The sequence below is a fragment of the Pseudomonas sp. LBUM1644 genome, assembly GCF_059716195.1.
Map to the genome: position 1 here is coordinate 5,629,030 of NZ_CP166812.1, position 24,692 is coordinate 5,653,721.

The following is a 24,692-nucleotide window of genomic DNA, read 5'->3' on the forward strand; positions in this document are numbered from 1 at the left end:
CGCGAAGGGGCCCGCAGCCCCACCGCAAATCATTGAGTCCGCGGCTGATCCGGCAGCAATACCGATGAATGCTCCGGCACCACCCCCAGCGCCGTCGCCTCATCCACAGGCGGCCTGGCCAACAAAACCTGCTGTGGATAAGTCTGCGCGAAATGCGCCCAAGGACAGTTATCCACAAGCTTTTTCAATCGTTGGTTGAACGCCCTGCTCACCACGTATTGCCCACCGGACACCGTGCGAAACTGCGCCGTCAGCACCACGCCGTTGAGGTCCATTTTGTCGACGCCGAACACATCCAGCGGCCCTTGCAAGTTGTACTTGAGGAACGGATCGTCCGTGATGGAATGCCCGGCTTCGCGGATCAGTTCGATGGCCTTGTCCACGTCGGTGTCATACGTGAACTGCACCGAGAAGAACGCATACGCAAATTGCCTGGATTGATTGGTCACGGCCTTGATCTGGCCGAATGGCACCGAGTGCACAAAGCCCTTGCCGTCACGCAGGCGCAAGGTACGAATGGTCAGGCCTTCGACTGTGCCGGCGTGGCCGGAATCAAGGACCACCCAATCGCCAATCGACAGGGTGTCTTCGATGATGATGAATAAACCGGTGATGACATCCTGCACCAGTTGCTGGGAACCGAAACCGATCGCCAACCCCACCACCCCGGCACCCGCCAGAAAAGGCGCAACGTTGATGCCCAGATTGGCCATGGTGGTGATTGCGCAGATCACCACCAGAACGATTTTGATCGCATTGCGCAGCAGCGGCAGAATGGTTTTGACCCGAGTACTCGGTTGGCGCGCCGACCGTTTGTTGACGGGCGGTTTCAGGGCTTCCTGAATCGCCGTGTCCAACACCACCCAAACCATCCAGGTCACCAGGAAAATCAAACCGATTCGGCTCAGCGAATCACTGATCGCCCGGCCGACCGAATTGCTCACCGCGAACTCGAACAGCGACACGCCCCAGATCCGCCCCAGGACATCGATAAAAACGATCGCCATGGCGATCCGCAGCAACGCGTGCGAAAGACTGAGGAAGCGCTCTTTGTAGGCACTGCTGCGGCGCGCTGCCGTCTCACTGCGCGATTTGAACAGGTGATGCAGCATGGTGCTGAGGAACACCGTCGCAATCAGCAAAATCGTGGTGAACAGCGCACAGCGCAGCACTTTCTGATTGTCATCGCCGATGCCGATCAGGTTGATGACCGACACCAGCACCATCAACAAAATCGGCCAGTGCCAGAGCCCGGAAAAGATACGCAGGGTTTCACGCAGTGCCGGCTGGCTGAGGCGCTGGGCCAACGGCAGAATTCGGATCAGATGGGCCACCGGGCGCCGCATCCGCAGCACCAGGATGCCGAAGGTGATCGTCGCCGCCAGCCCGGTGAACACCGCGATACTGCTGGTGAGATTGCCGCCCAGCTGGCGGGCGATCTGTGGGCTGGTCAGGGCATCGCTCAGGGCCACGAGAAAGCCGATCAAAAACAGCGGTCGCGGGCTGTGCTGCAGAATAATCTGCACTGCGCGGCGCTTGTGGCCCGCGTTGAACAGCACCACCAGCGACAACACCAGCGACGCGGCGAAAATGCCACTGCTGGTGGCATAGGCGAAACACAACGCCAGCGCCCGGCCGGCGGACACGGGTAAAAAGTGGCTGACATACAGCGTCAGCGGCAAGCTGATCAGCGCCGGAATCGTGTAGGGCAACACATAGCCCAATAAAGCCTGGCCGCGCTCACGACTGAGCAACAACCGGTGCTGACACAGACGCGTGACCAGCATCCCGCCGAGCAGCCAAAGCAACGCAAAAGTGCCGATCCACACGCCGGACAACAGCAGGAAATCCCCCGCCACGCTCCAGCTGGAACGTGCCGAAGGATGATTGACCAGTTGATCCACCTCATCGGCCGCCCGGTCTGCACGCAGGCGCCAGGCGTCGAGCAGGTCCTCGTTGAGATCGAGTTTGCCCTGGACTTGATCAATGCTCGAACTGATGGCCCCCAGCAGCCCGCCTTGTACCAGCGGTTCGGGGTGTGCCGGTGGCGTTGCGACGGTGGTGGCCGGCAACCCCGGCAATATCGCCGCTTGCAGCACGTTGCTGCCCAGTATCAGCAACATCCCCAGTAGTAGCGCGGTTTTAAACTTGAACAAACGCGGTGCTCCTGCCATTGAGACTGTAAGAAACTGATCGGGACATTGTAGGCAAGTTCGGTTTTACATCGACGGGGATTCAAAAAGATCGCAGCCTTCGGCAGCTCCTACAGGGGAACGCATTCCATGTAGGAGCTGCCGCAGGCTGCGATCTTGGCAATCTCCTTTAATCCCCAAGTCTTTCATATTTGCGCACAGCTCAAATATCAAATGCTCATCCCTCTATTTTTCCGCACGACTCAATCTCCGACACTGCGCTCCAGACATCAGCCCACCGGAGTTGCAGCCATGCCCATCGCCTTGCTCGCGCTGACCCTCAGCGCCTTCGCCATCGGGACGACCGAGTTCGTCATCGTCGGCTTGTTACCTACCATCGGCGCCGACCTCGGCGTCAGCCTGCCGTCCGCCGGCCTGCTGGTCAGCCTCTACGCCCTGGGTGTTGCCGTAGGCGCCCCGGTGCTGACCGCCCTGACGGGTAAAGTGCCGCGCAAATTGCTGCTGTTGTCGCTGATGGTGTTGTTCACCCTCGGCAACTTGCTGGCATGGAAAGCGCCGAGCTACGAATCGCTGATCATTGCGCGGATCGTCACCGGCCTGGCCCACGGGGTGTTTTTCTCGATTGGTTCGACCATCGCCACCAGCCTGGTGCCAAAGGAAAAATCCGCCAGTGCGATTGCGATCATGTTCACCGGGCTGACCGTCGCCCTGGTCACCGGTGTGCCATTGGGGACGTTCATCGGTCAGCATTTCGGCTGGCGTGAAACATTCCTCGCGGTGTCTGCGCTGGGCGTCATCGCCTTTATCGGCAGCCTGATCTACGTGCCGAAAAACATTGCCCACAGCAAGCCGGCCTCGCTGTTGCAGCAATTGCAGGTGCTCAAGCAACCGCGGCTGTTGCTGGTCTATGCCATGACGGCGGTGGGCTACGGCGGCTCGTTCATTGCCTTCACGTTCCTCGCACCGATTCTTCAGGACATCTCCGGCTTCAGCGCCAGCACTGTCAGCCTGGTGTTGCTGGTCTACGGCATCTCGGTGGCGGTCGGTAACATCTGGGGCGGCAAACTGGCCGACAAGCGCGGCCCGATCAGCGCGCTGAAAATCATTTTCGCCCTGCTCGCTGCCGTATTGTTCGTGCTGACCTTTACCGCTGGCAATCCATGGTTGGCCCTGGCCACCGTGCTGGTCTGGGGTGCGGTCGCGTTCGGCAACGTGCCGGGGTTGCAGGTGTATGTGGTGCGTCAGGCCGAACATCACACGCCGCATGCGGTGGACGTAGCGTCCGGCCTGAACATCGCCGCGTTTAACCTCGGCATTGCCGGCGGCGCGTGGGGCGGTGGGCTGATCGTCGCTCACCTGGGCCTGATTCACACCGCGTGGATTGGTGGTCTGGTGGTGTTGGTGGCGCTGGCGTTGACGGCCTGGAGTGGTCGCCTTGATCGCCTCGGCCCGACCTGCGCCGAAGGCTCGACCCGCACCGTCGCCAGCCATTAATCCTTGTAGGAGCTGCCGCAGGCTGCGATCTTTTGATCTTCATCGATCCCGGCAAGATCAAGATCAAAAGATCGCAGCCTTCGGCAGCTCCTACAGAAACCCAGCATCTGCAGGATCGGTTTAACCGTCCGTAGTCCCGTCGAAACTTTCTCGCGTGCCCGGCAGTCATCAAAAGACCGGGGACATCCGAGGACCACTAGACGGGAGGCGACATGGCGGCGATTCACATCGGTATTTCAGGTTGGCGCTACACGCCCTGGAGAGGGGGTTTCTACCCAAAGGGGCTGACCCAGAAGCGCGAATTGCAATTCGCGTCGCGGGCGGTCAACAGCATCGAAATCAATGGATCGTTTTACGCCCTTCAACGCCCCGAACGTTACGCCCAGTGGTATGCCGAAACCCCGGCGGACTTCGTCTTCAGCGTCAAAGCTCCACGTTTCATTACCCACATCCGACGCCTGCGCGACATTCATCAGCCCTTGGCGAATTTCTTTGCCTCCGGGGTCCTGGAGCTCAGGGAGAAACTCGGGCCGATTCTTTGGCAGTTTCCGCCCAACTTCAAATTCGACGCTGAGCTGTTCGAAAGCTTCCTCAAGCAACTGCCCCATGACACCCAGCAAGCCGCCGCCCTCGCCCGCCAGCATGATTCACACCTGCACGGTCACGCGAGCATGAAGGCTTACAAAAAAAAGCCGTTGCGCCATGCTGTTGAAATCAGGAACGAGACCTTCGTCGACCCGACATTCATCCGCCTGCTCAAACGTTACAAGGTGGCGTTGGTCATCGCCGACACTGCCGGAAAATGGCCGTATCGCGAAGACCTCACCAGTGATTTTGTCTACTTGCGCTTGCACGGCGCCGAAGAACTCTACGCCAGCGGTTACACACCCGAAGCGCTGGATCGCTGGGGTGATCGGATCGACGCGTGGAGTCACGGCAAGCAACCCGCCGACCCACAATTGATCGCCCCTCGGCAAAAGCCCCAGGCGCGCAAGTCCCGCGAGGTGTTCTGTTACTTCGATAACGACATCAAAGTCCGCGCGCCTTTCGATGCTCGCCGTTTGCTCGAGCATTTCCACCTCGACAAAGACCTGGCCACGGCCCCCGGCGAACCTGCTGCCGAAGGCGTGCTGCCATGAACATATCCGAGCAGCTCGGCGCCACCGACGACCAGCCGTCAACCCTCGCCACCGTGCGTCGTTTCACCGTGCTGACCGTCAACACCCACAAGGGTTTTACCGCCCTCAACCGGCGTTTCATCCTGCCGGAACTCCGCGAAGCGGTGCGCAGTGTTTCCGCCGACGTGGTGTTTTTGCAGGAGGTCCACGGCACCCACGAACATCATCCCCAGCGCTACAGCAACTGGCCCACTATCCCGCAGTACGAATTCCTCGCCGACACGCTATGGCCCCAGTTTGCCTACGGGCGTAACGCGGTGTACCCCGAGGGCGATCACGGCAACGCGCTGCTGTCGAAATTCCAGATCATTCGCCACGACAACCTCGACGTGTCCATCAGCGGCCACGAGAATCGTGGACTCCTGCATTGCGTGCTGCGCTTGCCGGGTGACGGACCGCAAGTGCATGCGATCTGTGTCCATCTGGGCCTGCGTGAAACCCACCGGACTGAACAGCTCAAGCTGCTGGTTCAACGCCTTGAGGAGCTGCCGAACGACGCGCCAGTCATCGTTGCCGGCGACTTCAACGACTGGCGCCAGCGCGCCGATGCCCTGCTCAAGCCTTGTGGTTTGCGCGAAGTGTTTGCCGAGCACCACGGCAAACCGGCGCGCAGTTTTCCAGCGCGAATGCCGGCGTTGCGCCTGGACCGCATCTACGTGCGCAACCTAAAGGCCAGCCGTCCTCAAGTGCTGGCAGCACGGCCCTGGTCACACCTTTCCGACCACGCACCGCTATCGGTGGAGATCGAGCTATGAGCAGCGCTCCGATTGAAAAAGCCGCCGTTGAACACTTATCTACCACCCCACCGGTCCGTAAACCTGGCGTGGCCGACGTCGAATATGGCTGGCAAGGCAACAACCGCGTGGAACTGCTGGAAAACGGCGAAGCGTATTTCCCGAGGGTGTTCGAGGCCATGCGTCAGGCCAAGAGCGAAATCCTTCTGGAAACGTTCATTGTGTTCGAGGACAAGGTCGGCAACGAGCTGCAGCAAGTACTGATCGAAGCGGCGCAACGTGGCGTGCGGGTCACCGCCAGTCTCGACGGTTTTGGCTGTGGCGAATTGACGACCGGGTATCTCGCGGCGTTGAGCGAGGCCGGCGTACACATCCAGATATTTGATCCGGCACCGAAGCATCTCGGCATCCGCACGAACTGGTTCCGGCGCCTGCACCGCAAGATCGTGGTGGTCGACGGCACGATTGCCTTTGTTGGCGGGATCAACTTTTCCGCCGACCATTTGGCCGACTTCGGTCCCGAGGCGAAACAGGATTATTCCGTTGAAGTGCAAGGCCCGGCGGTGGCCGACATTCATCATTTCGCGTTGCTGCAAAGTGGCCGTCCGGCGCGCGCCAAGTATTGGTGGCAACGCCGTCGGCAGCGACGTTCAGAGTTGGCGTTCAGCGATCACGACGGCCAGGTTCGGCTGGTGTACCGCGACAACGGTGATCATCAAACTGATATCGAAGAGGTGTATCGACAAGTGCTGCGCAGCGCCCAGCGTCGGGTGGTCATCGCCAACGCTTATTTCTTTCCCGGTTATCGACTGTTGCGCGAGATCCGCAACGCTGCCCGCCGTGGCGTCGATGTGCGGCTGATCCTGCAAGGTCAGCCGGACATGCTGGTCGCGAAACTGGCGGCGCGCATGACCTACGACTACCTGCTCAAGTCCGGCGTGCAGATTCACGAATATTGCGAGCGTCCGCTGCACGGCAAAGTGGCGCTGGTGGATGAGGATTGGTGCACCGTCGGCTCGAGCAATCTCGACCCGTTGAGCCTGTCGATGAACCTGGAGGCTAACGTGTTGATCCGCGACCGAGCCTTCAATCGCGAGCTGTTCGAGCGTCTCGAAACGTTGAGCAACAACCACTGCAAGGCCATGTCGGCGGACAAATCCCCGCGCGGCCGGGTCTGGCACATGACGGTTGGCTTTCTGGTGTTTCACTTCCTGCGACATTTCCCCGCCTGGGCCGGTTGGCTGCCTGCACATAAACCGCGCCTGCAACCTTTCGCCCATTCCGCCGGGAGTGACATCCGATGAGCCACTCTGAAGCGCAGCCTGCTGCCCATGCCCACAGCCCGAACAAATCTCGCTGGAGCCGCTGGAAAAAACCGCTGACGATGCTGTTTTTCCTGGCCTTGATTGTGTTGTTCGCGATGCTCGCCGAGCGCATTGAATGGAACGAGGTGTTCGATACCCTCGCCGATTTCAAAGTGCGCACGCTGATCATCGCGTCGGGGCTGACTTTGGTGAGTTTTCTGGTCTACGCCTGTTTCGACCTGATCGGCCGTACTTACATTCGCCAGGACCTGACGTGGAAACAGATCCTGCCGGTGGGGATTATCAGCTACGCCTTCAACCTCAATTTGAGCGCGTGGGTGGGCGGTATTGCCATGCGCTATCGGTTGTATTCACGATTGGGCGTGAGCAAAAGCAACATCGCGAAGATTCTCGGCCTGAGCCTGGCGACGAACTGGTTTGGCTACATGGTGATTGCCGGCACGGTCTTCAGCAGCGGGCTGGTGCGAATGCCGCCGGGATGGAAGCTGAGCAGCGATGCACTACAAGGTGTGGGTGTGTTGCTGTTGGCGATCAGCGCGGGGTATCTGGCGGCGTGTCGGTTTTCCAAGCGTCGGGAGTGGGCGATTCGCGGGGTGGAAATCAACCTGCCGTCGCTGCGCATGGCGGTTCTGCAACTGGCTCTCGGGGCGCTGAACTGGTCGTTGATGGCGGCGGTGATTTTCACTTTGCTGCCGAGCAAGCTGGATTATCCACTGGTGCTGGGGGTGCTGCTGATCAGCGCCATCGCCGGAGTAATCACACACATTCCTGCCGGGCTTGGGGTGCTGGAGGCCGTGTTCGTGGCACTGCTGCAACATGAAGTTTCGCGGGGGAGTCTGGTAGCGGGGTTGCTGGCGTATCGGGCGATTTATTTTATTTTGCCGTTGTTGATTACGCTGGTGATGTATTTGGTGGTGGAGGCCAAGGCGAAGTCGCTGCGGATATCGAAGAAGCCCAGATGATTTATAACAGATCAAAAGATCGCAGCCTGCGGCAGCTCCTACAATGAATGCCTCTGTAGGAGCTGCCGCAGGCTGCGATCTTTTCTACGATGATTGAATAATGCTCAACCGCTCCCCGACGACCATCTCGGTAATCCAGTCCACCAGGATCGAGGTATACGCCTGTTGTGAAACCGGTTCGGTCAACGCGTGATCGGCGCCATCGATAATGCGGTGAGTCAGCGAATGCGTCTGCTGGCACGCCGCGCGATAACTCATGATGGTCGCGTGGGGCACATAATCGTCAGTCTCGGACTCCACCAGCAGCACATCCCCGGTGAATTGCGAACACGCATGCAGCGCACGATTACTGTCGGCGCGGATCAGCGTGCTGCGGTAATCGCGCAAGTCAGCCTTGTCCAACTCACGTTTTGGCGTGTGCCACAAATCGTCGCGATACAACGCCGGCACCCGCAGCGCCAACCAGCGCACAGGGCGTAACGTGGTCAAAATCGACGCCAGGTAACCGCCATAACTGGTGCCGACCACTGCTATGGCGGAGGTGTCGAGCGCCGGATGCGCAAGCAGTCGGTCGTAGGCGGCGAGCAAATCGCGCAGGTTGTCTTCACGTGTAACCCTGGACAACGGAATACCTGTGCCACCCGTGTGCCCGCGCAAATCGAAGGTCAGGCACACACAACCAAGTCCGGCGATGCCCTTGGCCCGCTCCAGGTCCCGTTCCTGACTGCCACCCCAGCCGTGCACGAACAACACTCCGGGGACTTTCGATTTGGGACTGAGAAACGTCCCGATCATCTGTTCATCGTCGATATCGATCTGAATGGTTTCGCTTCTAGCCGTCATAGGATTTGACCGTTACGTACTTGAGAAGAAAGTCACTGTTTTCGGCCGGCCCGCGGTACACCTCAATGGCGTCCACCGGCAGCGGCTGATCGATGTAGGTTTCCACCGAAGACACGCGAATCGCGCGCATTGCCGGATCGTTGACGAAGCTCTGCAAGGCGGCGACTTCAGCGCTGCTGGCACCGCCCATGCGCCAGGACTGTTCAAGCACACCGCTGCGCTGTTTGCCGTTATTGTCCAGGCCTTGGGCAATATCGTAATTGCGTCGCGAGGCATAAAAACCGGGATAGGCCTCATCCGCCGCACGGTCGAACACTTGCGCCTGGCGGATCGCCAGACGCACGTCTTCGGCCAGCTCCAGCTTGAGCAAATCGTCGTAGCTGCCCTGCACGACCAGCAGATTGGAACCTCCATAAACCTGCTCGCCATGGGCATCCTCGGTCAAGTACTGGTCACCGCAGTAACTCAGCACCTTGTCGCCGATAAAGCTCTGGCCAACGCTGTGGGTAATTACTTGCTCCAGGTCCTGTTCCAACACCACGCCTTCGGTGAACAGCGCTTTGGCATCTGGCTTGGCGAGTATGGCGTCGAACTGGTCGAGGCTCTGAATCACTTCCTGACCGCGACCGGCGCAGGCATGAATTGGCTTGATGCGGATTGGGCCGTTGTAGAGCAAGTGTTCTGCGGCGGGCCGCGCATCGTCCAGGGAGAACACACTGAGACCGTCCAGCACCACATCGCGCACCCGTTCGGAAAACAACGGTGACCAGCCTTCCGGGGCGAAAGCGTTTTTATTGCGCAAGCCGTGGCTGATGGCCTTGGTGCAGATGAAATCATGGTCGACGTAACCACCCCACAAATCCTCCGGGCCCTTGACGCCCAACTGGCGTGCGGCGGCAGCACCCACCAGCGTCTGGGTTGGTAAGAAATACAGGTCACGGCCACTGTGAAGCTCGGGGTCGTAACTGCCGCCGTATTTGAGGCCAACTATTTGCGCCAGCCAACGGGCCAGCGCGCGATTGGTTTCAATTTCGTGCAGCGGAGCCTCACCACGCACCGAATGTGCGACAACCAGTTTCTTGCGGTTTGCTGGGGTCATGCGTCCCCCTTCAATCTGCGCTTGATGAGTGTAGTTGATAGGGTGCAGAGATCAGGCCAAGCGGAGGCTAAGTGAAACAGCTTTCGAATCAGCCGCTTGCGAAAAACATGATGGCTCCGCGCCTGTCTTATTCTGCACGACAGCCCTTGGCAGTCCGGCATTTTGCACGACTCAAGCCCTACACCGTTTTGAATGTGGGAGCGGGCTTGCTCGCGAAAGCGGCGGCACATCCAGCATTGATGTGACTGACACATAGCTTTCGCGAGCAAGCCCGCTCCCACATTTTGAACTGTGTTGAATTCGCTACCGGGCAATGGTGGCCGTCGGCATCACCCCAAACCGCGTCCGGTAATCACTCGGCGCCAGCCCGGTAATCTTCTTGAACGTCGCGCGAAACGCGCTCGGGTCCTGGTACCCCACGGTCCAGGCGATGTGATCAATGGTGCCGTTGGTGAACTCGAGCATTTCCCGCGCCTTGCCCACTCGCAGGTGCTGGCAGTATTCAGTGGGTTTAAGCCCGGTCGCCGCACGGAATCGGCGCAGGAAGGTGCGCTCCTCCAATCCTGCTCGCTCGGCCATCGCGGCCAGCGACACGTCGGTCGCTCCGGTGCTTTGCAGCCAGTGTTGGACCTTGAGAATCGACGCGTCGCCATGGCTGAGAATCGGTGCAAAGTTACTGCCACATTCGCTCGCACTGTCGCTGTGCTCCACCACCAGAAACCGCGCGGTGCCGGTGGCAATACTCGGTCCTAGCAGACGGTCCACCAAACGCAGGCCCAGCTCCGACCAGGCCATCAATCCGGCCGTCGTGATCAGGTCGCCGTCATCGACGATGGGTGCATCGGCCTTGAGCTTGATCGCCGGGTACCGCTCGGCAAACGCCTTGGCCGATGTCCAGTGGGTGGTGGCGCTGCGCCCGTCGAGCAGACCGCTTTCGGCCAACAGTATCGACCCCACGCAGACGCCGCCCAGCGTCGCGCCTTGCGCGTGTTGCTGACGAATCCAGCGAAGCAAACCTTGCGGCGCCTGGCCTTCGGAGAATCCGGCAATCGACGGCGGAATCAACACCGCCACCCGTCCACCGTCTGGCGCGGGATGGCTGTCGAAAACACGCTCCGGCATCTGATCGCCATTGACCTGCCAGTGACTGATCCGCAATAGCGGCAAGTGTGCGGCCTGATGTTCGGCGGCAATCCGGTTGGCCACCCCGAACAAGTCAGTCAGCCCATGCACCGCCGCCATCTGCGCGCCTGGGTAAATCAGCACACCGAGTTCGGCGATTGCCCTGTCTACGCTCATTGTCAGTTTTCCCCCTTCTATTGTCGGTGCGGCCAATCCTCGAGTGGCCCGCCAGCCCCGATACTTCATTCCACACCAACAAGCACTTCGAGGAAACAGTCATGGCCAAGCAAGCACTCATCGTAGTCGATATCCAAAACGACTACTTCCCGCAAGGCAAGTGGCCGCTGGTCGGCGCCGATGCCGCCGCCGACAACGCCGTCCGTCTGCTTTCAGCCTTTCGTGACGCCGGGGATTCGGTGGTACACATCCGCCACGAGTTCACTTCCGACTCTGCACCGTTCTTCACGCCAGGTTCCGAAGGCGCGAAGTTGCACCCCAAAGTCCTCAACCGGCCCAACGAACCGGTGGTGCTCAAGCACTTCGTCAACTCGTTCCGCGAAACCGAGCTGAAATCGATCCTCGACGAACAAGAAATCAAGGAGTTGGTCGTCGTGGGCAGCATGAGCCACATGTGCGTCGATGGCATCACTCGCGCTGCGGCTGACTTTGGCTACACGGTCACGGTGATTCACGACGCCTGTGCCTCTCGTGACCTGGAGTTTAACGGCGTCACCGTCCCGGCCGCTCACGTTCACGCCGCCTTCATGTCGGCCCTGGGTTTTGCCTATGCAAGCGTGGTGTCCACTGACGAGTTCCTGGCGGCGCGTCACTGATCAACGCTTCGGCGTCGGGTGCTCGAAACAAGGAAGGCCAGTCGTGCGCGCACGTGACTGGCCTTTTTTCTGAGACTTACGGCCGAAAAGCCGGATAATGGCGGCCAAATCGACTAGCCCGTTATTCTGGTAATCCCCCATGGAAATCAAGGTCAACTTTCTCGACAACCTTCGGCTTGAAGCCAAGTTCGATGACTTCACAGTGGTGGCCGATCAACCTATCCGCTACAAGGGCGATGGCTCGGCACCGGGCCCGTTCGACTACTTCCTGGCATCGTCGGCGTTGTGTGCGGCTTATTTTGTGAAGTTGTACTGCGACACTCGCAGTATTCCCACTGAAAACATCCGCCTGTCGCAGAACAACATTGTTGATCCGGAAAACCGCTACAACCAGATTTTCAAGATCCAGGTCGAGTTGCCGGCGGACATCTCCGACAAGGACCGCCAGGGCATCCTGCGCTCGATCGACCGTTGCACCGTGAAGAAAGTGGTGCAAGCCGGGCCTGAGTTTGTGATCGAAGAAGTGGAAAACCTCGACGCCGATGCCCAGGCGCTATTGATGCCTGCGTCTAGCTCAGAGGCGCACACCTATATCGCGGGCAAGGACCTGCCGCTGGAGCAAACCATCGCCAACATGTCGGCCATTCTGGCGGACCTGGGCATGAAGATTGAAATCGCCTCGTGGCGCAATATCGTGCCCAATGTGTGGTCGCTGCATATTCGCGATGCGCACTCGCCGATGTGCTTTACCAACGGCAAGGGTGCGACCAAGGAAGGCGCGTTGGCGTCGGCGTTGGGCGAGTTTATCGAGCGACTCAACTGCAACTTCTTCTACAACGATCAGTTCTGGGGCGAAGACATCGCCAATGCGCCGTTTGTGCATTACCCGGACGAGCGCTGGTTCAAGCCTGGCCGCAAAGACGCGCTGCCGACCGAAATTCTTGACGAGTACTGCCTGAAGATTTACAACCGCGACGGCGAACTGCGCGGCTCCCATCTGATCGATACCAACTCGGGCAATGAAGAGCGCGGCATCTGCTCACTGCCCTACGTGCGCCAGTCGGACGGCGAGGTGGTGTACTTCCCGTCCAACCTGATTGAAAACCTGTACCTGAGCAACGGCATGAGCGCTGGTAATACGTTGGCCGAAGCCCAGGTGCAGTGTCTGTCAGAGATCTTCGAGCGCGCGGTAAAACGCGAAATCATCGAAGGTGAATTTGCACTGCCAGATGTGCCGGCCGACGTACTGGCGAAGTACCCCGGGATACTGGCCGGTATTCAGGCGCTGGAAGAGCAAGGGTTCCCCGTACTGGTGAAAGATGCATCCCTGGGGGGTGAATTTCCGGTGATGTGCGTCACCTTGATGAACCCGCGTACCGGTGGTGTCTTCGCCTCGTTCGGCGCGCACCCGAGCCTGGAAGTGGCACTGGAACGCAGCCTGACCGAATTGCTCCAGGGCCGCAGCTTCGAAGGCCTCAACGACTTGCCCCAGCCGACCTTTGAAGGTCATGCGGTGACCGAGCCGAATAACTTCGTCGAGCACTTTATCGACTCCAGCGGTGTGGTGTCGTGGCGCTTCTTCAGTTCCAAATCGGATTACGAATTCGTGGAATGGGACTTCTCCGGCCAGGGTGAAAACTCGAATGCCGAGGAAGCCGCGACCTTGTTCGGCATTCTCAAAGGCATGGGCAAGGAAGTGTACATGGCGGTCTACGAGCATATCGGCGCGAAGGCCTGCCGCATTCTGGTGCCGGACTATTCGGAAATTTATCCGGTAGACGATCTGATCTGGGATAACACCAACAAAGCGCTGTTCTTCCGCGCCGATATCCTGAACCTGCACCGCCTGGACGAAGACGAACTGCAAGCGCTGGTTGAGCGTCTGGTGGAAAGTGAGCTGGATGACTACACCGACATCACCAGCTTGATCGGCATCGAATTTGACGACAATACGGCTTGGGGTCAGCTGACGATCCTGGAGTTGAAGCTGCTGATTTATCTCGCCTTGCAGCAAGTTGAAGAGGCGAAGGAGGCGGTGGAAATGTTCCTGCAGTACAACGACAACACGGTTGAGCGTGGCTTGTTCTACCAGGCCGTCAATGTGGTGCTGGAGATGAAGCTGGACGAAGACCTGGAACTGGAAGACTTCGAGGCCAATTTCCGCCGGATGTTTGGCAACGAGCGGATGGATGCAGCGATCGGCTCGGTGGACGGCAGCGTACGCTTCCATGGGTTGACGCCTACGAGCATGAAACTGGAGGGGCTCGATAGACACCTGCGCCTGATCGATAGCTACAAGAAGCTGCACTCGGCACGAGCCAATGTGACCACGTTGTCCAGTTAACCGCGCTAACAAAAAAGCGAAGCCCGATTAAGGGCTTCGCTTTTTTTATGGCTCTGAGAAAGCTGCGACTGCTAGAACGGAATATCGTCATCGAAGCTGTCGAAATCCGGAGCCGGTTGCGGCGCTGCCTGCTGTGGAGGCGGAGCCTGGCGCGACTGTTGTGGTGCCGACTGCTGAGGACGCGGAGCCTGCTGGCGTGGGGCCGGGGCGGACTGCTGGTAATTGTTGCCCCCGCCTTGCTGGTCGCCCTGTTGAGGACGGCCGCCGAGCAGTTGCATGGTGCCTTGCATGTCGACCACGATTTCAGTGGTGTAACGCTTGATACCGTCTTTTTCCCACTCGCGGGTCTGCAGCTTGCCTTCGATATAGACCTGCGAACCTTTACGCAGGTATTCGCCGGCGATCTCGGCAACCTTGCCGAACATCGAAACACGGTGCCATTCGGTCTTCTCGACCTTCTGACCGGTTTGCTTGTCAGTCCACTGTTCGCTGGTCGCCAGACTCAGGTTGGTCACGGCGTTACCGTTAGGCAGGTAGCGAACTTCGGGATCCTGGCCGCAAGTGCCGACCAATATGACTTTGTTAACCCCACGGGCCATAACGTTCTCCTAGGCTTCACACGCTGTCGAGGCCGGGTTGTTCACCAGGCGCTCGAGGGTGGTGCGATCCAATAGTTCGGTGTCCAATTTGATGTAAATGGCCGCTTCATCAGCGACTATCACTGCATCTGTTACCCCTACGAGGCCCTTCAGGCGCTCGACCAGACCCGCTTCGCGGATCGCCTCGGGCGACAACGGCAAGCGCAGGCTCGTCACGTAGGGAGGTTCGCGCATGGTAACAGCAAAGGCCAGCCAGAGGGCAGCCAGCCCGGCACATCCCAGGAACACAACCGACAAACCGCCATGCTGGAACATCCAGCCGCCGAGGATCCCGCCCAGTGCCGAACCGAGGAACTGGCTGGTGGAGTAAACCCCCATCGCCGTGCCCTTGCCGCCTGCCGGTGAAACTTTGCTGATCAGCGATGGCAACGAAGCTTCCAGCAGATTGAACGCGGTGAAGAACACCACCGTACCAATCACCAGCGCCCGCAAGCTATCGCCGAACTGCCAGAAGAATAGCTCAGTGAGCATCAGCGTCAGCACTGCACCCAATAAAACTCGTTTCATTTTGCGTTTCTTCTCGCCGTAGATAATGAACGGGATCATGGCGAAGAACGAAATCAACAGCGCAGTCAGGTACACCCACCAGTGCTGTTCCTTGGGCAAGCCGGCCTTTTCGACCAGGGCCAGGGGCAATGCGACGAAGCTCGACATCAACATCGCATGCAACACAAAAATGCCCAGGTCGAGGCGCAGCAGGTCGGGATGCTTGAGGGTCGGTATCAGCGCCTGTCGCGCGACGCCCGACTCACGGTGCTGCAATGGCCCGGTGGCGCGCGGCACCATGAACATCACGATCACGATGCCGAACAGCGCCATGCCGCCGGTGGCGAGGAACAACCCGGACAAACCGAATGCCCGGGTCAGCAACGGGCCTACCACCATGGCGACAGCGAACGACAGACCGATCGTCATGCCGATCATGGCCATGGCTTTGGTCCGATGCTGTTCCCGGGTCAGGTCCGACAGCAACGCCATCACCGCGGCAGAAATCGCCCCGGCGCCTTGCAGGATTCGTCCGGCAATGACGCCCCAGATCGAATCGGCATTGGCGGCCAGCACGCTGCCGAGGGCGAAGACGATCAGCCCCAGATAGATCACCGGACGGCGACCGATACGGTCGGAAATAAAGCCAAACGGAATTTGAAAGATCGCCTGGGTCAGGCCGTAAGCGCCAATCGCCAGCCCGATGAGGGCCGGGGTCGCTCCAGCCAGATCCATGCCATAGGTCGCCAATACCGGCAACACCATGAACATGCCAAGCATACGGAAGGCGAACACCAGGGCCAGACCGCTTGCTGCGCGGGTCTCACTGCCACTCATGCGTTCGCTGTGGGGATCGTGCATGGAAAAACCTCATGTGAACCGGCGGCGATTCTACCAGTCCCATCGATTGACAGGGTATATCGCGACGCTTTGCCGCGCTCTGCTGACAGACTCTTCATCTAAGACAGTCATCCACTCGTTTGATAGTGTGCATCCATCCAGTATTTGGCCGTATACTCCTACGTTTTCGACGCCCGCCAAGCGAGGCCACTTTGGACAAGATCCTGATTCGTGGGGCCCGAACCCACAACCTGAAGAACATCGACCTGACCCTGCCACGGGACAAACTGATCGTCATCACCGGCCTGTCCGGATCCGGCAAATCGTCCCTGGCGTTCGACACGCTGTACGCCGAAGGCCAGCGCCGCTACGTCGAATCGCTGTCGGCCTATGCCCGGCAGTTTCTGTCGATGATGGAAAAGCCGGATGTCGACACCATCGAAGGTCTGTCGCCAGCCATTTCCATCGAACAGAAGTCGACCTCGCACAACCCGCGCTCGACGGTCGGCACCATCACCGAAATCTACGACTACCTGCGCCTGCTTTACGCGCGCGTAGGTATTCCGCGTTGCCCGGATCACGATATTCCGCTGGAAGCGCAGACCGTCAGCCAGATGGTTGACCTGGTCCTCGCCCAACCGGAGGGCAGCAAACTGATGCTGCTGGCCCCGGTGATCCGCGAGCGTAAGGGCGAGCACCTTTCGGTCTTCGAAGAACTCCGCGCCCAAGGCTTTGTGCGGGCCCGGGTCAACGGCAGGATCTGCGAACTGGATGAATTGCCGAAGCTGGATAAGCAAAAGAAGCATTCGATTGATGTAATAGTCGACCGCTTCAAGGTCCGCGCCGATCTGCAACAGCGCCTGGCCGAGTCGTTCGAGACGGCGCTGAAGCTGGCCGACGGCATTGCCCTGGTTGCGCCGATGGACGACGAGCCCGGCGAAGAGATCATCTTCTCCGCGCGCTTCGCCTGCCCGATCTGCGGCCATGCCATCAGCGAGCTGGAACCCAAGCTGTTCTCCTTCAACAACCCGGCTGGCGCTTGCCCGACCTGCGATGGTTTGGGGGTGAAGCAGTTCTTCGACATCAAGCGACTGGTCAATGGTGAGCTGACGCTGGCCGAAGGCGCGATTCGCGGCTGGGACAGGCGTAACGTCTATTACTTCCAGATGCTCGGGTCGCTGGCATCACACTACAAATTCAGCCTCGAAGTGCCATTCAACGAACTGCCGGCCGATCAGCAGAAATACATCCTGCACGGCAGCGGCTCGCAAAACGTCGACTTCAAATACCTGAACGATCGCGGCGACATCGTCAAACGCTCGCACCCGTTCGAAGGCATCGTGCCGAACCTGGAACGTCGCTATCGCGAAACCGAGTCCGCCTCGGTGCGTGAAGAGCTGGCCAAGTTCCTCAGTACCCAGCCTTGCCCGGATTGCCGCGGCACGCGCCTTCGTCGTGAGGCACGGCACGTCTGGGTGGGCGAGAAGACGTTGCCCGCGGTGACCAATCTGCCGATTGGCGATGCCTGTGAGTATTTCGGGGGTCTGAAACTTACCGGCCGCCGCGGCGAGATTGCCGACAAGATTCTCAAGGAGATTCGCGAGCGTTTGCAGTTTCTGGTCAACGTCGGTCTCGATTATCTGTCGCTGGATCGCAGTGCGGACACGTTGTCTGGCGGTGAAGCTCAACGAATTCGTCTCGCCAGCCAGATCGGCGCGGGCCTGGTGGGTGTCCTGTACATCCTCGACGAACCGTCGATTGGTCTGCACCAGCGCGATAACGACCGCTTGCTCGGTACGCTCAAGCATCTGCGGGATATCGGCAACACAGTGATCGTGGTCGAACACGATGAAGACGCTATTCGCCTGGCCGATTACGTGGTGGATATTGGTCCGGGCGCCGGTGTACACGGTGGACATATTGTCGCCGAAGGTACGCCGGCCGAGGTCATGGCCCACCCGGACTCATTGACCGGCAAGTACTTGTCGGGTCGCGTGAAGATTGCCGTTCCTGCCAAACGCACACCGCGTAACAAGAAGTTGTCGCTATCTCTCAAGGGCGCTCGCGGCAATAACTTGCGCAACGTCGATCTGGACATTCCTATCGGCCTGCTGACCTGTGTCACCGGTGTATCGGGGTCGGGCAAGTCGACGCTGATCAACAACACGCTGTTTCCTTTGAGTGCTACGGCGCTCAACGGTGCAACGACGCTTGAGGCTGCAGCTCACGACAGCATCAAAGGTCTGGAGCATTTGGACAAGGTCGTCGACATCGACCAAAGCCCGATCGGTCGCACGCCTCGCTCCAACCCGGCGACCTACACCGGGTTGTTCACGCCGATTCGGGAACTCTTCGCCGGCGTTCCGGAATCCCGCTCTCGCGGCTACGGTCCGGGGCGCTTCTCCTTCAACGTGAAGGGCGGACGCTGCGAAGCCTGTCAGGGCGATGGTCTGATCAAAGTGGAAATGCACTTCCTGCCGGACATCTATGTCCCGTGCGACGTCTGCAAGAGCAAGCGCTACAACCGCGAAACCCTGGAGATCAAGTACAAGGGCAAGAGCATTCACGAAACCCTCGAGATGACTATCGAGGAAGCCCGGGTGTTCTTCGATGCGGTCCCGGCGCTGGCGCGCAAGCTTCAGACATTGATGGATGTAGGTCTCTCGTACATCAAGCTGGGGCAATCGGCGACCACGCTGTCCGGTGGTGAGGCGCAGCGGGTCAAGCTATCCCGCGAACTGTCCAAGCGCGATACGGGCAAGACGCTGTACATCCTCGATGAGCCCACCACGGGTTTGCACTTCGCGGATATTCAGCAACTGCTCGACGTATTGCATCGACTGCGCGACCACGGCAACACCGTGGTGGTGATCGAGCACAACCTGGACGTGATCAAGACGGCCGACTGGCTGGTGGATCTTGGGCCGGAAGGAGGTTCCAAGGGAGGGCAGATCATTGCCGTCGGTACGCCGGAGGAAGTGTCCGAGATGAAGCAGTCGCATACTGGCTTCTACCTCAAGCCGTTGCTGGAGCGCGACAGGGCCTGAATCAGACCCATGAAAAAGCCCCTGTCACTTCATCAGTGACAGGGGCTTTTTGTATGGCCCGCTAAAAGATCGCAGCCTGCGGCAGCTCCTACAGAGCGTACACCTGTAGGAGCTGCCGAAGGCTGCGATCTTTGGCTTCTATAATTCAGAACTGCGATTGCAGGTAATTCTCCAGACCGATCAATTTGATCAAACCCAGTTGCTTCTCAAGCCAGTAGGTGTGGTCTTCTTCGGTGTCATTCAGCTGAATACGCAGCATCTCGCGGCTAACGTAATCGTTGTGCAGCTCGCAGAGCTCGATGCCCTTGCAGAGTGCGGCGCGGACTTTGTATTCCAGTCGCAAATCGGCGGCGAGCATGTCCGGCACAGTGGTGCCTACATCAAGGTCATCCGGACGCATGCGCGGAGTGCCTTCGAGCATCAGAATACGGCGCATCAGGGCATCGGCGTGCCCAGCTTCTTCTTCCATCTCGTGGTTGATACGTTCGTAGAGCTCGGTGAAACCCCAGTCCTCGTACATCCGCGAATGGATGAAATATTGATCACGCGCCGCCAGCTCGCCGGTCAGCAACGTGTTGAGGTAATCGATTACATCTGGGTGGCCTTGCATCGCCCTACATCTCCCTGCTTGAAAGTCTGTAGTTTGAACCAAGGCGACTGTTTGGTCACTTCGTTTGCGCGATAAAAGCGAAGATATTCTGAGAAAAGTAGTTTAAATAACGCAAAAACCGCCCAAATAAGGGCGGTTCTGCTTCTCGTTTAGACTTAGTTAAGCGATACGTTGAGTGCCTTTGCGATTGCTTCTCCATACGCCGGGTCGGCTCTGAAGAAGTGCTGCAATTGGCGATCAACGACATCGCTGGAAACACCTGCCATCGCCCCGGCAATGTTGTTCACCAAGAGCGCTTTTTGCTCGTCAGACATAAGTCGGAACAGTGCACCGGCATGGCTGTAGTAGTCGGTGTCTTCGCGGTGATCGTAACGATCCGCGGAACCGCTCAATGCCAGCGGTGGTTCGGCGTAGCGAGGTGCCTGTTTTGGCGAGTCTACATAGCTGTTTGGCTCATAGTTGGGCGATGCACCACCATTGCTGCCAAACGCCATCGAACCATCGCGCTGGTAGCTGTTGACTGGACTACGAGGCGCATTTACCGGCAGTTGCTGGTGATTGGTCCCGATACGGTAGCGGTGCGCATCAGCGTAAGCGAATACCCGACCTTGCAGCATGCGGTCTGGCGAGAGGCCAACACCCGGAACCATGTTGCTCGGACCGAACGCGGCTTGCTCGACTTCAGCAAAGTAGTTCTGTGGATTGCGGTTGAGCTCCAGTTCACCCACCTCAATCAGCGGGAATTCTTTCTGTGACCAGGTCTTGGTCACGTCGAACGGGTTCTCATAGTGCGCCGCGGCTTGCGCTTCAGTCATGATTTGAATGCACACACGCCATTTCGGGAAGTCACCACGCTCAATCGCCCCGAAAAGGTCGCGCTGGGCGTAATCCGGGTCGGTACCCGCCAGGCGTGCAGCGTCTGCCGGGGCCAGGTTCTTGATCCCTTGCTGAGTCTTATAGTGCCATTTCACCCAGTGACGCTCACCACTCGCGCTGATCAGGCTGTAGGTGTGGCTGCCGAAGCCATGCATGTGACGGTAGCCGTCAGGTATGCCACGGTCCGAAAACAGGATGGTGACCTGGTGCAGCGCCTCAGGCGAGTGCGACCAGAAGTCCCACATCATCTGTGCACTTTTCAGGTTGCTTTGCGGCAGGCGCTTTTGGGTGTGGATAAAGTCTGGAAACTTGAGCGGGTCACGAATGAAGAACACCGGCGTGTTGTTGCCAACGATGTCCCAGTTGCCTTCCTCGGTATAGAACTTCAAGGCAAAACCGCGTGGATCACGCTCGGTGTCGGCCGAACCTCGCTCACCACCCACAGTGGAAAATCGCAAGAAGGTTGGGGTTTGCTTGCCGACAGACTCAAACAGTTTGGCGCTGGTGTACTCGGTGATATCGCGAGTAACGGTGAACGTACCGAAAGCGCCCGAGCCTTTCGCGTGTACCCGGCGCTCAGGGATGTTTTCACGGTTGAAGTGGGCGAGCTTCTCGATCAGGTGGAAGTCGTCGAGCAGCAGTGGTCCGCGAGGGCCGGCGGAGCGGGAATTCTGGTTGTCGGCGACAGGAGCGCCACTGGCGGTGGTAAGCGTTTTATTTTGGCTCATGCGATCTCTTCCTCTGTCAGTCTTTAACTGCCGGCTAATCGGCTTGGGACGGAGTATTGACCATTGATCAGGAAGGCTACAAATTCATTAACTTGCACAGATCAATAGAAAAATACTACCAGTAACGCCGTTCGCATCATGAAGGCAGGAACCGCAGGGAAGCTTGTATAAACAGCGCGTTTCTTACAGGCACAAAAAACCGGGCACTAGGCCCGGCTTTTCGTTTCAGACTGACGTCTTACTCAGCGGATACAGCTTCACCACCGGCAGGACGATCAACCAACTCGACGTACGCCATAGGCGCGTTGTCGCCAGTGCGGAAACCGCACTTGAGGATGCGCAGGTAGCCACCCTCACGGGTAGCGTAACGCTTGCCCAGGTCGTTGAAGAGCTTACCAACGATAGCTTTCGAACGAGTACGGTCGAAAGCCAGACGGCGGTTAGCCAGGCTGTCTGTCTTGGCCAAAGTGATCAGCGGCTCAGCAACGCGACGCAGTTCTTTAGCTTTTGGCAGTGTAGTTTTGATCAGCTCGTGCTCGAACAGCGACACCGCCATGTTTTGAAACATGGCCTTGCGGTGCGAGCTGGTGCGGCTCAGGTGACGACCACTTTTACGATGACGCATGGTTCATTCCTTACCAAACACAACGTTCGGTGATTACGACGATCAGGCAGTCGCCTTGTCGTCCTTCTTAAGACTTGCAGGCGGCCAGTTGTCGAGGCGCATGCCGAGGGACAGACCGCGGGAGGCCAGAACGTCCTTGATTTCAGTCAAGGATTTCTTGCCAAGGTTCGGAGTCTTCAACAGCTCTACTTCGGTACGCTGAATCAGGTCACCGATGTAGTAGATGTTTTCCGCCTTAAGGCAGTTAGCCGAACGTACAGTCAGTTCCAGATCGTCAACCGGGCGAAGCAGGATCGGATCGATCTCGTCTTCCTGCTCGACAACCACTGGCTCACTGTCACCTTTGAGGTCGACGAACGCAGCCAACTGCTGTTGCAGAATGGTTGCAGCGCGGCGGATAGCCTCTTCAGGATCCAGGGTACCGTTGGTTTCCAGATCAATAACCAGCTTGTCCAGGTTAGTACGCTGTTCGACACGGGCGTTTTCCACCACGTATGCGATACGGCGAACCGGGCTGAACGAAGAGTCAAGCTGCAAGCGACCGATGCTGCGGCTTTCGTCTTCATCGCTCTGACGCGAATCTGCCGGTTCATAACCACGACCACGAGCTACGGTGAGCTTCATGTTCAGGGCGCCGTTAGACGCCAGGTTAGCGATTACGTGATCGGGGTTAACGATCTCGACATCATGATCCAGCTGAATATCGGCAGCGGTAACCACCCCCGAACCCTTCTTCGACAAGGTCAGCGTAACTTCGTCACGACCGTGCAGCTTGATAGCCAGACCTTTAAGGTTCAACAGGATTTCAATTACGTCTTCCTGTACGCCTTCGATGGCGCTGTACTCATGGAGTACACCGTCAATCTCGGCCTCGACTACTGCACAGCCGGGCATTGAGGACAACAGGATGCGGCGCAGCGCGTTGCCCAGGGTGTGGCCGAAACCACGCTCGAGAGGCTCGAGTGTGATCTTGGCGCGGGTTGGACTGACAACCTGCACATCAATATGGCGGGGTGTCAGGAACTCATTTACCGAAATCTGCATGGATGCACCTATTTTCTAGCCCTTACTTGGAGTAGAGCTCGACAATCAGGCTTTCGTTGATGTCGGCGGACAGATCACTGCGAGCTGGAACGTTCTTGAAAACGCCCGACTTCTTCTCAGTGTCTACTTCTACCCATTCTACGCGGCCACGTTGGGCACACAGATCGAGAGCTTGGACAATGCGAAGTTGGTTCTTTGCTTTCTCGCGAATCGCGACCACGTCACCAGCACGAACCTGGTACGACGGCACGTTTACGGTCTGACCGTTAACGCTGACGGATTTGTGCGATACCAGCTGACGGGATTCGGCACGAGTAGAGCCAAAACCCATACGGTATACAACGTTGTCCAGACGGCATTCGAGCAGTTGCAGCAGGTTTTCACCGGTTGCACCTTTCTTGCCAGCTGCTTCTTTGTAGTAGCCGCTGAATTGACGCTCGAGAACGCCGTAGATACGACGGACCTTCTGCTTTTCACGCAGTTGGGTGCCGTAATCGGACTGGCGACCGCGGCGTTGGCCGTGGATACCAGGTGCTGCTTCGATGTTGCACTTCGATTCGATCGCGCGCACGCCGCTCTTCAGAAAGAGATCGGTGCCTTCGCGACGAGCGAGTTTGCATTTTGGACCAATGTAACGAGCCATTCTTTACAATCTCCTGGATTACACGCGGCGCTTCTTCGGCGGACGGCACCCGTTGTGCGGGATTGGCGTCACGTCGGTGATGCTGGCGATCTTGTAGCCACAGCCATTCAAAGCGCGGACTGCAGATTCACGACCTGGGCCTGGACCTTTGACGTTAACGTCGAGGTTTTTCAGACCGTATTCCAGCGCAGCTTGACCAGCACGTTCAGCAGCTACTTGAGCAGCAAAAGGCGTGGACTTGCGGGAACCGCGGAAACCCGAACCACCGGAGGTAGCCCAGGAAAGAGCGTTGCCTTGACGGTCGGTGATGGTCACGATTGTGTTGTTAAAAGACGCGTGGATGTGGGCGATGCCATCAACCACTGTCTTTTTGACTTTTTTACGAGGACGAGCAGCAGGTTTAGCCATGATTAATTTCCTGTCGATTCGCTGGGGCGATTACTTGCGGATCGGCTTACGCGGACCTTTACGGGTACGCGCGTTAGTCTTGGTACGCTGACCGCGCACTGGAAGACCACGACGATGACGCAGACCGCGATAGCAACCGAGGTCCATCAAACGCTTGATTTTCATGTTGATTTCGCGACGCAGGTCACCTTCAGTGGTGAACTTCGCCACTTCGCCACGCAGCTGTTCAATCTGCTCGTCGCTCAGATCCTTGATCTTTGCGGCTGGGTTTACCCCAGTCACTGCACAGATCTTCTGTGCAGTTGTGCGACCAACACCATAGATGTAGGTCAGCGAGATAACAGTATGCTTGTTATCTGGAATGTTAACGCCTGCAATACGGGCCATTCAGTGGGACTCCAATTGACAGCTACCTACGCCCCGGAAGCCAAGAAATAGGGCGCGAGATAATATCGCTGTAATAACAAATAATCAACCCGGTAGCGCACTAGCTACCGGGCTTGAAGCACAATCACACTCAGCCTTGGCGCTGTTTGTGACGCGGTTCCGCGCTGCAAATTACTCGAACAACACCTTCGCGGCGAATAATCTTGCAGTTACGGCACAGCTTTTTCACCGATGCACGAACTTTCATCACCA

22 protein-coding genes are annotated in these 24,692 nt (G+C 58.3%); 8 read left to right on the plus strand and 14 right to left on the minus strand.

Going from position 1 to position 24,692, the window contains the following annotated elements; genetic code table 11:
* Window positions 1-29: 29 nt before the first annotated feature.
* A complete protein-coding gene (locus ACA052_RS25835) occupies window positions 30-2,156 on the minus strand; it encodes a mechanosensitive ion channel family protein (RefSeq protein WP_497647376.1) in 2,127 nt (708 codons plus the stop codon).
* A gap of 288 nt (window positions 2,157-2,444) precedes the next feature.
* Between ACA052_RS25835 and ACA052_RS25840 the strand changes: the two genes are divergently transcribed.
* The 5 genes from ACA052_RS25840 to ACA052_RS25860 all read left to right on the plus strand — a co-directional run bounded on the left by ACA052_RS25840 (window position 2,445) and on the right by ACA052_RS25860 (window position 7,846).
* Window positions 2,445-3,647 carry an MFS transporter gene (locus ACA052_RS25840; protein ID WP_497647377.1) on the plus strand — a complete coding sequence of 401 codons (1,203 nt, stop codon included), beginning with the start codon at window positions 2,445-2,447 and terminating at the stop codon, window positions 3,645-3,647.
* Between the two features lie 212 nt (window positions 3,648-3,859).
* Window positions 3,860-4,786, plus strand: a complete 927-nt coding sequence (locus tag ACA052_RS25845) for a DUF72 domain-containing protein (RefSeq protein WP_497647378.1) — start codon at window positions 3,860-3,862, stop codon at window positions 4,784-4,786.
* Window positions 4,783-5,580: an endonuclease/exonuclease/phosphatase family protein gene (locus ACA052_RS25850; protein ID WP_497647379.1), complete on the plus strand. Its 798-nt coding sequence runs from the start codon at window positions 4,783-4,785 to the stop codon at window positions 5,578-5,580. Before ACA052_RS25845 ends, ACA052_RS25850 begins: the two co-directional genes overlap by 4 nt.
* Window positions 5,577-6,863, plus strand: coding sequence for a cardiolipin synthase ClsB (gene clsB, locus ACA052_RS25855; RefSeq protein WP_497647380.1), 1,287 nt, complete (start codon window positions 5,577-5,579; stop codon window positions 6,861-6,863). The genes ACA052_RS25850 and clsB overlap by 4 nt, the downstream gene beginning before the upstream one ends.
* Window positions 6,860-7,846 (plus strand): lysylphosphatidylglycerol synthase domain-containing protein, encoded by a 987-nt coding sequence (locus tag ACA052_RS25860; RefSeq protein WP_497647381.1) that lies wholly within the window; start codon window positions 6,860-6,862, stop codon window positions 7,844-7,846. Before clsB ends, ACA052_RS25860 begins: the two co-directional genes overlap by 4 nt.
* An 84-nt stretch (window positions 7,847-7,930) precedes the next feature.
* Here ACA052_RS25860 and ACA052_RS25865 read toward each other — a convergent pair whose 3' ends face one another.
* From ACA052_RS25865 to ACA052_RS25875, 3 genes are all read right to left on the minus strand, one after another.
* Window positions 7,931-8,689, minus strand: coding sequence for an alpha/beta hydrolase family protein (locus ACA052_RS25865; RefSeq protein WP_497647382.1), 759 nt, complete (start codon window positions 8,687-8,689; stop codon window positions 7,931-7,933).
* Window positions 8,679-9,788 (minus strand): DUF3182 family protein, encoded by a 1,110-nt coding sequence (locus tag ACA052_RS25870; protein ID WP_497647383.1) that lies wholly within the window; start codon window positions 9,786-9,788, stop codon window positions 8,679-8,681. Before ACA052_RS25870 ends, ACA052_RS25865 begins: the two co-directional genes overlap by 11 nt.
* A gap of 303 nt (window positions 9,789-10,091) precedes the next feature.
* A complete protein-coding gene (locus tag ACA052_RS25875) occupies window positions 10,092-11,087 on the minus strand; it encodes a GlxA family transcriptional regulator (RefSeq protein WP_497647384.1) in 996 nt (331 codons plus the stop codon).
* A 101-nt stretch (window positions 11,088-11,188) separates the two neighbouring features.
* On the opposite strand from ACA052_RS25875, the gene ACA052_RS25880 reads away from it, so the two are divergent.
* Window positions 11,189-11,743: a cysteine hydrolase family protein gene (locus ACA052_RS25880; RefSeq protein ID WP_497647385.1), complete on the plus strand. Its 555-nt coding sequence runs from the start codon at window positions 11,189-11,191 to the stop codon at window positions 11,741-11,743.
* A 139-nt stretch (window positions 11,744-11,882) separates the two neighbouring features.
* Window positions 11,883-14,087, plus strand: coding sequence for an OsmC domain/YcaO domain-containing protein (locus ACA052_RS25885; protein WP_497647386.1), 2,205 nt, complete (start codon window positions 11,883-11,885; stop codon window positions 14,085-14,087).
* Between the two features lie 71 nt (window positions 14,088-14,158).
* On the opposite strand, the gene ACA052_RS25890 is transcribed toward ACA052_RS25885, so the two are convergent.
* Both ACA052_RS25890 and ACA052_RS25895 read right to left on the minus strand, forming a co-directional pair.
* Window positions 14,159-14,686: a single-stranded DNA-binding protein gene (locus ACA052_RS25890; protein ID WP_010467282.1), complete on the minus strand. Its 528-nt coding sequence runs from the start codon at window positions 14,684-14,686 to the stop codon at window positions 14,159-14,161.
* 9 nt (window positions 14,687-14,695) lie between these two features.
* Complete coding sequence (locus ACA052_RS25895) at window positions 14,696-16,093, minus strand: MFS transporter (RefSeq protein ID WP_497647387.1); 1,398 nt, start codon at window positions 16,091-16,093, stop codon at window positions 14,696-14,698.
* Between the two features lie 191 nt (window positions 16,094-16,284).
* On the opposite strand from ACA052_RS25895, the gene uvrA reads away from it, so the two are divergent.
* Window positions 16,285-19,119: an excinuclease ABC subunit UvrA gene (gene uvrA / locus ACA052_RS25900; RefSeq protein ID WP_497647388.1), complete on the plus strand. Its 2,835-nt coding sequence runs from the start codon at window positions 16,285-16,287 to the stop codon at window positions 19,117-19,119.
* A 145-nt stretch (window positions 19,120-19,264) separates the two neighbouring features.
* On the opposite strand, the gene bfr is transcribed toward uvrA, so the two are convergent.
* The 8 genes from bfr to rpmJ form a co-directional block, all read right to left on the minus strand.
* A complete protein-coding gene (gene bfr, locus ACA052_RS25905; protein ID WP_497647389.1) occupies window positions 19,265-19,729 on the minus strand; it encodes a bacterioferritin in 465 nt (154 codons plus the stop codon).
* A 155-nt stretch (window positions 19,730-19,884) separates the two neighbouring features.
* Window positions 19,885-21,333 (minus strand): catalase, encoded by a 1,449-nt coding sequence (locus ACA052_RS25910; protein ID WP_497647390.1) that lies wholly within the window; start codon window positions 21,331-21,333, stop codon window positions 19,885-19,887.
* Window positions 21,334-21,571: 238 nt separating this feature from the next.
* Complete coding sequence (gene rplQ / locus ACA052_RS25915) at window positions 21,572-21,958, minus strand: 50S ribosomal protein L17 (protein WP_008145500.1); 387 nt, start codon at window positions 21,956-21,958, stop codon at window positions 21,572-21,574.
* 42 nt (window positions 21,959-22,000) lie between these two features.
* Window positions 22,001-23,002, minus strand: a complete 1,002-nt coding sequence (locus tag ACA052_RS25920) for a DNA-directed RNA polymerase subunit alpha (RefSeq protein WP_003186012.1) — start codon at window positions 23,000-23,002, stop codon at window positions 22,001-22,003.
* A 22-nt stretch (window positions 23,003-23,024) separates the two neighbouring features.
* A complete protein-coding gene (gene rpsD / locus ACA052_RS25925; RefSeq protein WP_003210056.1) occupies window positions 23,025-23,645 on the minus strand; it encodes a 30S ribosomal protein S4 in 621 nt (206 codons plus the stop codon).
* Window positions 23,646-23,663: 18 nt separating this feature from the next.
* Complete coding sequence (gene rpsK / locus ACA052_RS25930; protein WP_002555466.1) at window positions 23,664-24,053, minus strand: 30S ribosomal protein S11; 390 nt, start codon at window positions 24,051-24,053, stop codon at window positions 23,664-23,666.
* A 30-nt stretch (window positions 24,054-24,083) separates the two neighbouring features.
* Window positions 24,084-24,440: a 30S ribosomal protein S13 gene (rpsM, locus tag ACA052_RS25935; protein ID WP_003186020.1), complete on the minus strand. Its 357-nt coding sequence runs from the start codon at window positions 24,438-24,440 to the stop codon at window positions 24,084-24,086.
* Between the two features lie 130 nt (window positions 24,441-24,570).
* Window positions 24,571-24,687 (minus strand): 50S ribosomal protein L36, encoded by a 117-nt coding sequence (rpmJ, locus tag ACA052_RS25940; protein WP_002555468.1) that lies wholly within the window; start codon window positions 24,685-24,687, stop codon window positions 24,571-24,573.
* Window positions 24,688-24,692 lie beyond the last annotated feature (5 nt).

Bases quoted from the DNA above. Each gene is read 5' to 3' on its own strand.
- ACA052_RS25895 (WP_497647387.1), bottom strand. From the start codon at position 16,093: ATGCACGATCCCCACAGCGAACGCATGAGTGGCAGTGAGACCCGCGCA.
- ACA052_RS25840 (WP_497647377.1), top strand. From the start codon at position 2,445: ATGCCCATCGCCTTGCTCGCGCTGACCCTCAGCGCCTTCGCCATCGGG.
- ACA052_RS25860 (WP_497647381.1), top strand. From the start codon at position 6,860: ATGAGCCACTCTGAAGCGCAGCCTGCTGCCCATGCCCACAGCCCGAAC.
- ACA052_RS25910 (WP_497647390.1), bottom strand. From the start codon at position 21,333: ATGAGCCAAAATAAAACGCTTACCACCGCCAGTGGCGCTCCTGTCGCC.
- rpsM (WP_003186020.1), bottom strand. From the start codon at position 24,440: ATGGCCCGTATTGCAGGCGTTAACATTCCAGATAACAAGCATACTGTT.
- rplQ (WP_008145500.1), bottom strand. From the start codon at position 21,958: ATGCGTCATCGTAAAAGTGGTCGTCACCTGAGCCGCACCAGCTCGCAC.
- ACA052_RS25875 (WP_497647384.1), bottom strand. From the start codon at position 11,087: ATGAGCGTAGACAGGGCAATCGCCGAACTCGGTGTGCTGATTTACCCA.
- bfr (WP_497647389.1), bottom strand. From the start codon at position 19,729: ATGCAAGGCCACCCAGATGTAATCGATTACCTCAACACGTTGCTGACC.
- ACA052_RS25845 (WP_497647378.1), top strand. From the start codon at position 3,860: ATGGCGGCGATTCACATCGGTATTTCAGGTTGGCGCTACACGCCCTGG.
- ACA052_RS25865 (WP_497647382.1), bottom strand. From the start codon at position 8,689: ATGACGGCTAGAAGCGAAACCATTCAGATCGATATCGACGATGAACAG.
- rpmJ (WP_002555468.1), bottom strand. From the start codon at position 24,687: ATGAAAGTTCGTGCATCGGTGAAAAAGCTGTGCCGTAACTGCAAGATT.
- ACA052_RS25880 (WP_497647385.1), top strand. From the start codon at position 11,189: ATGGCCAAGCAAGCACTCATCGTAGTCGATATCCAAAACGACTACTTC.
- ACA052_RS25870 (WP_497647383.1), bottom strand. From the start codon at position 9,788: ATGACCCCAGCAAACCGCAAGAAACTGGTTGTCGCACATTCGGTGCGT.
- rpsK (WP_002555466.1), bottom strand. From the start codon at position 24,053: ATGGCTAAACCTGCTGCTCGTCCTCGTAAAAAAGTCAAAAAGACAGTG.
- rpsD (WP_003210056.1), bottom strand. From the start codon at position 23,645: ATGGCTCGTTACATTGGTCCAAAATGCAAACTCGCTCGTCGCGAAGGC.
- ACA052_RS25885 (WP_497647386.1), top strand. From the start codon at position 11,883: ATGGAAATCAAGGTCAACTTTCTCGACAACCTTCGGCTTGAAGCCAAG.
- ACA052_RS25850 (WP_497647379.1), top strand. From the start codon at position 4,783: ATGAACATATCCGAGCAGCTCGGCGCCACCGACGACCAGCCGTCAACC.
- ACA052_RS25890 (WP_010467282.1), bottom strand. From the start codon at position 14,686: ATGGCCCGTGGGGTTAACAAAGTCATATTGGTCGGCACTTGCGGCCAG.
- ACA052_RS25920 (WP_003186012.1), bottom strand. From the start codon at position 23,002: ATGCAGATTTCGGTAAATGAGTTCCTGACACCCCGCCATATTGATGTG.
- clsB (WP_497647380.1), top strand. From the start codon at position 5,577: ATGAGCAGCGCTCCGATTGAAAAAGCCGCCGTTGAACACTTATCTACC.